This window comes from Mycobacterium sp. (assembly GCF_050701675.1).
Classification (GTDB): domain Bacteria; phylum Actinomycetota; class Actinomycetes; order Mycobacteriales; family Mycobacteriaceae; genus Mycobacterium.
The window spans coordinates 1-10,488 of record NZ_JBOGDD010000523.1; the positions used below are offsets into that span (position 1 = coordinate 1).

10 protein-coding genes and 1 tRNA gene are annotated in these 10,488 nt (G+C 67.5%); 6 read left to right on the forward strand and 5 right to left on the reverse strand.

The features are described from left to right. A partial coding sequence (locus tag ACRDUX_RS15690) for a ubiquinone/menaquinone biosynthesis methyltransferase (RefSeq protein ID WP_526414939.1) occupies positions 1-528 on the forward strand: 528 nt, incomplete at its 5' end. Positions 529-658: 130 nt separating this feature from the next. Here the strand turns inward: ACRDUX_RS15690 and ACRDUX_RS15695 are convergent. Next, entirely contained in the window at positions 659-1,078 is a 420-nt protein-coding gene (locus tag ACRDUX_RS15695) for a nuclear transport factor 2 family protein (RefSeq protein ID WP_526414940.1), read from the reverse strand. Positions 1,079-1,138: 60 nt separating this feature from the next. On the opposite strand from ACRDUX_RS15695, the gene ACRDUX_RS15700 reads away from it, so the two are divergent. Next, positions 1,139-1,714 (forward strand): TetR/AcrR family transcriptional regulator, encoded by a 576-nt coding sequence (locus tag ACRDUX_RS15700; protein WP_526414941.1) that lies wholly within the window; start codon positions 1,139-1,141, stop codon positions 1,712-1,714. Between the two features lie 26 nt (positions 1,715-1,740). Here ACRDUX_RS15700 and ACRDUX_RS15705 read toward each other — a convergent pair whose 3' ends face one another. Further along, positions 1,741-4,485 carry a helix-turn-helix transcriptional regulator gene (locus ACRDUX_RS15705; protein ID WP_526414942.1) on the reverse strand — a complete coding sequence of 915 codons (2,745 nt, stop codon included), beginning with the start codon at positions 4,483-4,485 and terminating at the stop codon, positions 1,741-1,743. A gap of 119 nt (positions 4,486-4,604) precedes the next feature. Beyond that, complete coding sequence (menJ, locus tag ACRDUX_RS15710; RefSeq protein WP_526414943.1) at positions 4,605-5,900, reverse strand: menaquinone reductase MenJ; 1,296 nt, start codon at positions 5,898-5,900, stop codon at positions 4,605-4,607. Positions 5,901-5,921: 21 nt separating this feature from the next. On the opposite strand from menJ, the gene grcC1 reads away from it, so the two are divergent. The 3 genes from grcC1 (at position 5,922) to ACRDUX_RS15725 (ending at position 8,658) form a co-directional block, all read left to right on the forward strand. After that, on the forward strand, positions 5,922-6,929 hold the full coding sequence (gene grcC1, locus ACRDUX_RS15715; RefSeq protein ID WP_526414944.1) for a nonaprenyl/(2E,6E)-farnesyl/geranylgeranyl diphosphat synthase: 1,008 nt from the start codon (positions 5,922-5,924) through the stop codon (positions 6,927-6,929). A gap of 74 nt (positions 6,930-7,003) precedes the next feature. Then, positions 7,004-7,888 (forward strand): zinc metalloprotease HtpX, encoded by an 885-nt coding sequence (htpX, locus tag ACRDUX_RS15720; RefSeq protein ID WP_526414945.1) that lies wholly within the window; start codon positions 7,004-7,006, stop codon positions 7,886-7,888. A 224-nt stretch (positions 7,889-8,112) separates the two neighbouring features. After that, positions 8,113-8,658 (forward strand): hypothetical protein, encoded by a 546-nt coding sequence (locus tag ACRDUX_RS15725; RefSeq protein ID WP_526414946.1) that lies wholly within the window; start codon positions 8,113-8,115, stop codon positions 8,656-8,658. A 9-nt stretch (positions 8,659-8,667) separates the two neighbouring features. Here the strand turns inward: ACRDUX_RS15725 and ACRDUX_RS15730 are convergent, their stop codons facing one another. Further along, positions 8,668-9,693 (reverse strand): NAD(P)H-dependent glycerol-3-phosphate dehydrogenase, encoded by a 1,026-nt coding sequence (locus ACRDUX_RS15730; RefSeq protein WP_526414947.1) that lies wholly within the window; start codon positions 9,691-9,693, stop codon positions 8,668-8,670. A gap of 100 nt (positions 9,694-9,793) precedes the next feature. Beyond that, positions 9,794-10,285 carry a YajQ family cyclic di-GMP-binding protein gene (locus tag ACRDUX_RS15735; RefSeq protein ID WP_526414948.1) on the reverse strand — a complete coding sequence of 164 codons (492 nt, stop codon included), beginning with the start codon at positions 10,283-10,285 and terminating at the stop codon, positions 9,794-9,796. Positions 10,286-10,387: 102 nt separating this feature from the next. Here ACRDUX_RS15735 and ACRDUX_RS15740 point away from each other — a divergent pair. Further along, a tRNA-Tyr gene (locus ACRDUX_RS15740) sits at positions 10,388-10,470 on the forward strand. The last annotated feature ends 18 nt before the right edge of the window (positions 10,471-10,488 follow it).

Below are 10,488 nucleotides of genomic sequence, written 5' to 3' on the forward strand. Positions count from 1 at the left end.
GTGCTCGACCTCGCGGCCGGGACGGCGGTGTCGACCGTCGAGCTGGCGCAGTCCGGCGCGTGGTGCGTGGCCGCGGACTTCTCGGTCGGCATGTTGGCGGCAGGCGCGGGCCGCGCGGTGCCCAAGGTCGCCGGTGACGCGACGAAGCTGCCGTTCGCCGACGAGTCGTTCGACGCGGTGACGATCAGCTTCGGGATCCGCAACGTCGTCGACCACGTCGAGGGCCTACGCGAGATGGCACGGGTGACCCGGCCCGGCGGCAGGCTGGTGGTGTGTGAGTTCTCCACGCCCACCAATCCGCTGTTCGGCACCGTCTACAAGGAGTACCTGATGCGCGCGCTGCCGTCGGTGGCCCGTGCGGTGTCGAGCAACCCGGACGCCTACGTCTACCTGGCCGAGTCGATCCGGTCCTGGCCAACGCAGGCCGAGCTTTCGCGGCGGATCGGGGAGGCCGGTTGGTCGGCCGTGCGTTGGCGCAACCTCACCGGCGGCATCGTCGCCCTGCACGCCGCCACCAAACCCAGCTGACGTCACCCCGTTGGCGCGAGCGTGCGTGTCTGCTCCGCGACACGCCGCGGGTTTCGTACCAACGCGCACGTTCGCGGCAGCCAGTATCCCCTCACCCCGCTGACGATAGTGGCTCCAGACCTATTACGGCTCACGGTGTTTGGAGTGCTTCGAGCGCGACGAGCGGATTCCAGTAGTCCCGGTACAGCGACATCCGTCCATCGACGGTCTTCAGCACCACCACGTAGGACATCTCGTACGGCGCGCCCGTGGCCTTCACCCGCCCGGTCGCCGTCATCTCGATGACGGCGGTGTCGGGATCAACGGTCTGGTGGACGTCGAGGTTCGTCACCTCGTCGAACTCGATCTGCCCCGGATACGCCCTGAGGTATCGCCCCACAGCGTCCCTGCCTGCGACGCGCCGGGGCCGACCGGGAGGAGCGAAAGGAAACTCCACGACGACGTCATCGGTGCACTGCGCGAGCCAACCCTCCACGTCGCCTGAGCTGATCGCCGTCATCGCCATCGCGAACACTTCGCCGGGCGTGCTGCCAGTACTGGTGTCGGACATGCAAGTTCTCCTCGTCGACTATTGTTCGGACCATCGGTCCGTTTATGCAAAGGAGATCTGGTGGCCGAACGCGCCGACGCCGCGCGAAACCGCCAGGCCGTGCTGAGCGCGGCCGCGCGGCTGTTCGACGAAGCCGACGACCCAGGCACGGTCTCGATGGACGACGTCGCCCGCGCCGCCGGAGTCGGGAAGGGCACCCTCTTCCGTCGGTTCGGTGACCGCACCTCGCTGCTGCAGGCCGTCTACGAGGCGCACCTCGCCGACCTGCGCGACGCGATCGAATCCGGTTCGCCGCCACTGGGTCCCGACGCCGCACCGGCCGAGCGCATCCTGGCAATGCTCGATGCGATCGTCGGTTTCAAGCTCGACCACCGTCAGTTGGTCCTCGCCGTGGAGCAGGGCAAGCCAGGTGGCGGGCAGACGCTGTTCGACTCACCCCACTACGTCGAGATCCACGATATCCTCGTGCAGTTGTTGAGCAAGGCGATCGGACCAGGGGACGCGGCGTGGACCGCGCACGCCCTGCTCGGCGCCACCCGCATCGACATGGTGGATCACATCGTCACCAATGACGGTGGATCACGGGAGCAGATGCGGGCCAATCTGCGGAACTTCGTCGAACGGGTGCTGCGCTGACATTCGGGGTTGGTCGCGGCAGGACGTCATGATCGGCCCTCGCCGAGCTTGCGGGCCAGTTGCGCACGCGAACGGAGGCCGAGCTTTCGGTAGATCTGCGTGAGATTCGCTTCCACGGTCTTCTGGCTGATGAAGAGTTCGGCTGCGACGTCGCGGTTGGTCATGCCGGACGAGACCAGCTCTGCCACCCGCTGTTCGGTGGGCCTCAGCACCGAACGGCGTGCCGGATCGACATCCGTCCGATCGATCTCCTCGCGTGCCCGGGTCGCCCAGAGGGAGGCCCCCATCCTCTCGAATTCGCGCAACGCCTCGGCGAACGTCTCTGCAGCGGCTTGTTTCAAACGCTTGCGGCGTTGCAGCTGGCCGAGCAGAAGAAGTGTGCGCGCCCGGTCGAACGGCATCTGCAGACGGTCGTGCTCTGCCATGGCCTTGGTGACCATGCGCATCGCCTCGTCGAGGTCGCCCTTGTCGGCCCACCACATGGCCCGACACCGAGCACTGACTGCCAACAACCACGGCCGGTCCAACCGCTGGCCGTCGGCCTCCAGCCTCTCGATCAAGGGCTCGGACGCGGCGACCTGGCCGACGTTGATCAGCGCTTCGATGGCGTCGGGCGCGTAGTCCTTGTTCCTGATCTCGGAGCCGGGCAGCGTGTCGAACGCGTCGACGAGTGGCTGAAAGACCTTCTGCGCGTCTTCGTAGTTCGCCATCGAGACGTCGACGAAGCCCAGAATCGTGATTGCTCGCAGCGCGAGTTGTGGTGTGCCGCATTCGATTGCGATCGCAAGCGCCGCGTTGGCGTCGCTGCGAGCCTCCGCCGCACTTCCCAGGTGGGCCGCCACCGTAGCCCGCATCGCAAGTGCCACGCCTCGAATATGTTGGGTGTCAATGTGTTCGGCACGTTCGACGGCCTCGTCGGCGACTGCCGCCGCTGCGGCGAAGTCACCGCGCCATACTTCGGACAGCGCGCTGCTGGCGGCAATCGACATCACGTCGGTCTCGGCTCCGCGCTCCAGGTAGAGCCGCTTGATGTCGATCTCTCCGATCCGCGCTTCTTCGAGCTTGCCCGTCCACGCGTCGGTGAACACCCTCACGGCGCTGGCCCGAAACTGAATGGGGACGACGTCTTCGAGATCTTCCAAGTCGAGTGCGCGCTGCAGACTCTGCTCGTCCACGCCGTCGCCGCGCAGGCACTTCGCCAACACCAACATGGCCAGCACCTGACTGGTCGCCCCTGGATCGGCCAGGCTCTCGGCGTGCTCCAATGCCTGCTCGGCTCGGCGAACGGAGTCGTCCGCCTTGCCGGAATAGGCGTACGCGAAGGACGACAGCAGCAGGCTCCGCACCATGAGGGCGTGGTCGCCGTCTGCGTCGTTGAGCGCAGTGTCGAGCAGGTCGACGGCTTCGAGCAGGCTGTCGTCATAGATCCGAATGGCGCCAAGCAGATTCAAGGCACTCGCGCGCAGCGGGCCAGGCACGAGCTGGTCAACGGTCGACTTGAGTAACTCGTCGGCGCGTTCGGACTCGCCTGCCCGTAAGTGGTTCTCGGCGCACTGGATTCGACGTGTCGGGGTGTCGCCACCGAGGTTGATGGCGAGGTCCAGCAGTTCGGCGGCCGCTGCAGGCGCGCCCCGCGCCCAGGCCGAGTCCGCGGCGGTGTCGAGCGCCGACAGCGTCGCGGGCTCTGCGCTGGACGCGGCCAGCGCGAGGTGCCGCGCGCGGAGCTCGGCCTGCTCGACGATCTCGGCCAGGGTGCGGTGCATGTGCTTGCGACGGACGGGGCCCACGACGGTGTAGACGCCGCGTGCGAGCAGTGGGTGGCTAAAGCGGACGCGGTTGCCGTCGATCTGAACGATGCCGTCGCTCTCCGCCACCTCGAGAAGCTCGACGACGCGCTCGGTGGTCTCGCCGCTGGCTTCGGCGAGTGCATCGACGGTCGGGGTGCCGACGCAGGCGGCCACCAGCAGCACGGTGAGGGCTTCGTCGCCGAGCTGGTCGAGTCGGGAGCGCACCAGGTCGGACAGCGAGCCAGGCAGGTCGGTCTCCAAGCCGGTTGACCGGTCGCCCATCGAGCGGGCCAGCTCGAGTGCGTAGAAGGGATTTCCGCCGGATATCTCGTGGATTCGCAGGGTCGTCGGCCGAGGGAAGGTGCGACCGAGGCGGGCGGCGATCACGTTGTGCAGCCCACTGAGGCTGAGCGGGCCGACGTGCACGCGTTCCGCCCCATCCAGCCGGTTCGGGTGCAGCCACGCGGCGCCATGTCCCGCGGAGGGATCGGTGCGCTCGGTGACGACCAACCCGATGCGTCCCTTGAGGCGTCGTGCGGCGAATGCGACGACTGTCAGGCTCGAGGGGTCCAGCCATTGCACGTCGTCGATCGCCACGAGCAGCGGTGCGCCGGACGACAGCGTGTCGGCGAGGCTGAGGAAGGCCGACGCCACGACGCGTTCATCGGTGGCCGGGCCCGTCTGTTCGTCCCGGGACATCACCCTGTCGAGGGCCACCCGCTGCACGTGGGGCAGGTTCGCCAATTCCTGTGGGCGCACGCTGTCCAGCAGGTCCGCCAGCGCGGCGTACGCCAAACCCGATTCGGCGGTGCCTGCCCGGGCCGACAGCACCCGAAATCCACGCTCTTGCGCCTGCGCCGCGGTCGCCGACCACAGCGTGGTCTTGCCGATCCCCGCCTCGCCCTCGATGACGAGCACTGACGGGCGAATTTCGCTGGACTCGAGAAACGCGGCGACGGCGCCTGACTCCGCTGTCTGCTCCATCCCAGGCTGCACGATCCCCCACCCGCCGGTATTTCTCTCCTCGCTCGTCAATTATCCCCATCATCGCAGACGAAAAACACGTTTTCGCGCGCAATGACGGCAAACCACAACGGGCTAGCTCAGCTGAACGGATTGCGCGCGTCGATTCGTCGCGAGCCGGTGCCGGCACCCCGCCAGATGCGGGCGATCCAGTCGGCGTCCTCGTCGGTGACCAGGTTGCCCATCACCCGGACGGCCACCTCCATGAGGAAGTGCGAGCGCATCGCGATGGGCCCGACGGTCGGCAGGAATCGGGGGATGGTGAGCAACAGCGCCAGCCGCCGGGCCACGGAGAACCCGCGGGCGTAGTGCCGATGCAGTTCGGCGGGCCACGCCTGGGACAGGTCCCCGGTGCCAAGCATCTCGGCGGCCAGCCGGCCGGTCTCGAGGCCGTAGTCGATGCCCTCGCCGTTGAGCGGGTTGACGCAGGCCGCGGCATCGCCGATCAGCATCCAGTTGGGCCCTGCGACACCGGACACGGCGCCACCCATCGGCAACAACGCCGACAGCGCGGCGCGTGGTTGGCCGACGAAGCCCCACTCGTCGCGTCGCAGGTCGGTGTAGTGGCTCAGGAGCGGACGCAGCGCGGCGTCGGCGGGTCGCTTCGAGGTGGCCAACGCGCCGACGCCGATGTTCACCTCTCCGTTGCCGAGGGGAAAGATCCAGCCGTAGCCGGGTAGTACCTCTCCCGCCGGGGAGCGCAGCTCCAGGTGCGAGGTGATCCAGGGTTCGCTGTTTCGCGGGGTGCTCAGATAGCCGCGGATCGCCACGCCGTAGACGGTCTCCTTGTGCCACTCGCGGCCGAGCAGCCGGCCCAGCGTCGAGCGGGCGCCGTCGGCGACGATCAACTCCTCGCATCCGACGGTGTTGCCGTCGTCCAGCGTGACCGACGTCGCGCGGCCGCGTGAGTCATGCTCCACCCCAACGGCTTTCACTCCCAGCAGCATCTTGGCCCCGTCGTCGGCGGCAACGGAGCGGATGCGTTCGTCGAGCTCGGTGCGGGGAACTGCGCTGCCGGTCGCCGGGAACGACGGGCCCGGCCATTCGATCTCCACGTCGGCGCCGAAGCCCGACATGCGCAGGCCGCGGTGGCGGACCTTGCTCATCAGCCACGGTCCGAGGCCGAGCAACTCCAGTTCGGCGACCGCGCGGGGGGTGAGCCCGTCGCCGCACGCCTTGTCCCGAGGGAACTGCTGACCGTCGATCACCAGCACGTCGCGGCCGTTGCGGACGGCCCACGCAGCGGCCGCGGAACCGGCAGGCCCGGCGCCGATCACGACGACGTCGGCCCTTTTGCCTGCCGAGGTCGCTTCGCTGCTGCCCGCCGTCGTTTTACCCCGGGTCGCTTCGCTCCTGCCCGCCGCCAAAGAGTCCACGCCCCCCAGTATGTTGGAGCAATGAAGACACCGGCGTCCGTGGTCGCGGGCGTGGACTTCGGCGACGCAACCTTCGCGGCGAATGTCCGGGACGGCGTAGCGCGTATCGAAGACCTGATGGCTACTGAGCTGGGCAACGCCGATGAGTTGATGGCCGAGGCCGTCCAGCATCTCTTTCAGGCGGGTGGCAAACGGTTCCGCCCGCTGTTCACCGTCCTCTCGGCGCAGTTGGGTCCCGATCCCGACAACTGGCGGGTGACCGTCGCGGGCGCGGTGATCGAGTCGGTCCACCTCGCGACGCTCTACCACGACGACGTGATGGACGAGGCGCAGGTGCGCCGCGGCGCCGACAGCGCGAACGCGCGGTGGGGCAACAACATCGCGATCCTGGCCGGCGACTACCTGTTTGCGACGGCGTCGCGACTGGTTGCGCAGTTGGGGCCCGACGCCGTGCGCGTCATCGCCGACACGTTCGCCCAGCTGGTCACGGGTCAGATGCGTGAGACCCGCGGGGTTGTCGAGGGCGCGGACTCCGTCGAGCACTACCTCAAGGTCGTCTACGAGAAGACGGCCTGCCTCATCGCGGCGTCGGGCACGTTCGGCGCCACGTTCTCCGGGGCCGACGACGAGCAGATCCAGCGGCTGGGCCGCCTCGGGGGCATCGTCGGCACGGCGTTCCAGATATCGGACGACATCATCGACATCGACAGCGACCCCGACGAGTCAGGCAAGTTGCCTGGCACCGACCTGCGGGAGGGCGTGCACACCCTGCCCGTGCTCTATGCGCTGCGCGAAAGCGGGCCCGACGCCGAACGGCTGCGCGAGCTGCTGGACGGCCCCGTCGAGGACGACGCGAAGGTCGCCGAAGCGTTGGCGCTGTTGCGTTCGTCACGGGGAATCGCCGAGGCCAAGGAGACCGTCGCGCAGTACGTCGTGCAGGCCCGCGACGAACTGGCTGCTCTACCCGACGTGCCCGGTCGGGTGGCGCTGGCCAACCTGGTCGACTACACGGTCAATCGTCACGGCTGATCGGAACCACAGACGGAGTCCCGAACGTTCAGTTCAGCGAAAGACTTCGATGGTTTCAAGTAGGAGGAGCCACAATGACCTGGCATCCGCACGCGAACCGGCTCAAGACGTTCCTGTTGCTGGCGGGGTTCTCGGCGTTGATCGTGTTCATCGGCGCGCTGTTCCAGAAACCTGCGATCCTGTGGCTCGCGGTGCTGTTCGCCGTCGGCATGAACGCCTACGTCTACTTCAACAGCGACAAGATGGCGCTGCGGGCGATGCACGCCCAGCCGGTCAACGAGGTGCAGGCGCCTGCGATGTACCGGATCGTGCGTGAACTCGCGACCACGGCGCATCAGCCCATGCCGCGGCTGTACATCAGCGACACCGCGGCGCCCAACGCCTTCGCGACGGGACGCAATCCACGCAACGCCGCGGTGTGCTGCACCACCGGGATCCTGCAGATTCTCGAGGAGCGGGAACTGCGCGCCGTGCTTGGCCACGAACTCTCGCACGTCTACAACCGCGACATCCTGATCTCGTGCGTGGCGGGGGCCATGGCGTCGGTGATCACTGCGCTGGCCAACCTCGCCTTCTTCGCCAGCATGTTCAGCGGCGGCAACCGCGACGGTGGGACGAATCCGTTTGCCATCCTTCTGGTTTCGCTGCTCGGTCCCATCGCGGCGACGGTCATCAAGATGGCGGTGTCACGCTCGCGGGAGTATCAGGCCGACCAGTCCGGTGCCGAGCTCACCGGGGACCCGCTGGCGTTGGCCAGCGCCCTGCGCAAGATCAGCCGAGGGGTGGAGCTGGCGCCGCTGCCGCCCGAGCCCCAGCTGGCCGACCAGGCCCACCTGATGATCGCGAACCCGTTCCGGGCTGGCGAGAAGATCGGCAAGCTGTTCTCGACCCACCCGCCGATCGAGGAGCGCATCGCGCGGCTCGAGCAGATGGCGGGCCGGGGCCCTGGGCAGTACTGAGCACGCCTGGACCACATCAGCCCCATTGGCACCCCGGTCGGGGTAGTAGTCGGAGTGCCCGGCTATGAGCGACTTCGCGGCCGCGGCGGCGGAAGTCGCTGATAGCCGGGCAGAACGTTCCTACGGTCCGAAGCGGTGCAGGAGTGGCGGTTGTGTCCGCAGGGGAGAGTCCGATGTCCGGCGGTACTGCTGCAGGCCACGCCGCCACCCTCTATGGTTAGCCCGTGCTGAGCAGAATTCTGATCGGCCTGGTAGCTGCGGGGGCAGCTGTGATCGGCGTGCCCGGTGTGGCCGCCGCCGATCCGGATCCAGCGCCGCCCCCGCCCCCGCCGCCACTCAACCTCAACGCGCTCACGCCCGTGAAGCCGTCGGAGTACTCGATGCTGGACAACCAGATCTACGCGTTCGCCGTGCCGGGTGACATCGCCTGCGTCATGAACCGCGGGTCGGGCAAGTACGGCTGCAGCGGCCCGATCCCCGCAGCGCCCGAGGGAGCGAACACGGTCACGGGTGCCCAGCAGGGGCCGCCAGGGTTCGCCAACGCAGACCGGCCGCTGTACGTCTTCGACACGCTGCCCAACCGGTTGTCTCCCGGGACGCGCATCAGCTTCCGCAACGTGACGTGCGGGACGGATGGCACGGTGACCCAGTGCACCAACTCCTTCGACGGCGCGGGTTTCGTCATCAGCCCGGCGGGCAGTTTCGTCCTCGAACCGAACAACCCGCTGCTGCTCAACACCGGCGAGGGCAAGAACCCGTACTCCAACTGACGGGCCCCGCTAGAAGCCCGAGCCGTGGACCTCGTGTCCTGGCTTCTCGGCGGCCAGTCCTCGGTAGGCGTCCTCGACGGTTGCACCGTGGTTCACGACACTGTCGACCTGGCGGGCGATCGGCATGTTCAACCCGTACTTCTCGGCGAACTCCATGATCACGCTGGCGGCCTTGACGCCCTCGGCGACCTGGTTCATGGATTCGATGATCTCGTCGATCGACTTGCCCGAACCCAACTGTTCGCCGACGTGGCGGTTGCGGCTGCGCTGGCTGGTGCAGGTGACGATGAGGTCGCCCATCCCGGCCAGCCCAGCGAACGTCTCGCGCTTTCCGCCCATCGCCTCACCCAGCTTGGACATCTCGCTGACGGCCCGCGCCATCACCAGGGCCCGGGTGTTCTCACCGATGCCAAGCGCATATCCCATCCCGACGGCGATCGCGTAGACGTTCTTCAACGCGCCTGCCATCTCGACGCCGACGACGTCGTCGGTGGTGTACGTGCGAAAGCGCTTGGTGCGGAAAAGATTCGCCAGATTGGCGGCCAGGTGCTGGTCGGGCATCGCGAGCACTGCGGCAGCGGCATATCCGTCGGCGACCTCACGGGCGATGTTCGGCCCGGCCAGGATCCCCGCTGGGTGCCCGGGTAGCACCTCGTCGACGATCTCGCTCATCCTCATGTTGGTGCCCTGCTCGAGGCCCTTCACCAACGACACCACCGGCACCCACGGCCGCAGTTCCTTGGCCAGCTGCTCCAGCACGCCACGGAAGCCGTGCGACGGCACGCCCATGACGATGACGTCGGCGCATTCGGCGGCCTCGGAGAAGTCGGTCGTGGCCCTCAGCGTGGGGCTCAGCTCGACGTCGTCCCCGAGATACCGCGAGTTGCGGTGGTTGTCGCTGATGTCGTCGGCGGTCTCCTGCGAGCGGACCCACTGCAGCGTCGGCCCGCGCCTGGCACAGATGGAGGCCACCGTGGTGCCCCAGGAGCCGCCACCGAGGACGACGACGTTCGGTTCGCGTTGCGCAGGTGCCATGGCGATCAGGGTATGGCCGACGGCTCATTTCTTCGCCGAAATAGCGTTCCCTGTCGTTGAGCGCCCCGCCAACCGACCCTGGCTACTGTCTCGGCGAGGGTTAGCGGTAGTTGACGAACTGCACCGCGATCTCGAGGTCGGCGCCCCGCAGCAGTGCCTGAACGGACTGCAGGTCGTCGCGCTTCTTGGAGCTGACGCGGATCTCCTCGCCCTGGATCTGCGCCTTGACGCCCTTGGGGCCCTCGTCGCGGATGAGCTTGGTGACCTTCTTGGCATCCTCGCTGCTGATGCCCTGCTTGATGCTGCCGATCACCTTGTAGGTCTTGCCGGAGGCCTGCGGCTCACCGGCGTCGAAGGCCTTCATGGAGATGTCGCGTCGGATCAGCTTCTCCTTGAAGACGTCGATGGCCGCCTTCACGCGCTCTTCGGTCGAGGAGACGAGGACGATGCCCTCCTCGCCCTGCCACTCGATGGTGGTGTCGGTGCCGCGGAAGTCGAAACGGGTGGCCAGTTCCTTGGCGGCCTGGTTCAGGGCGTTGTCGACCTCCTGCCGGTCGACCTTGCTGACGACGTCGAAGCTTGAATCCGCCATGGACTCGCTCCCTCCCTATTGGTGATGCGTTTTCGTCTTGGGACCATCCTCGTTGTACCCTGCTACTCGCACCAAACCCGGGTCGGGATTGGGGCAAAACCCGGCAGGTTGCCCGAGCGGCCAATGGGAGCGGACTGTAAATCCGTCGGCTTACGCCTACACAGGTTCGAATCCTGTACCCGCCACAGTCGTCAGGCCCCCTT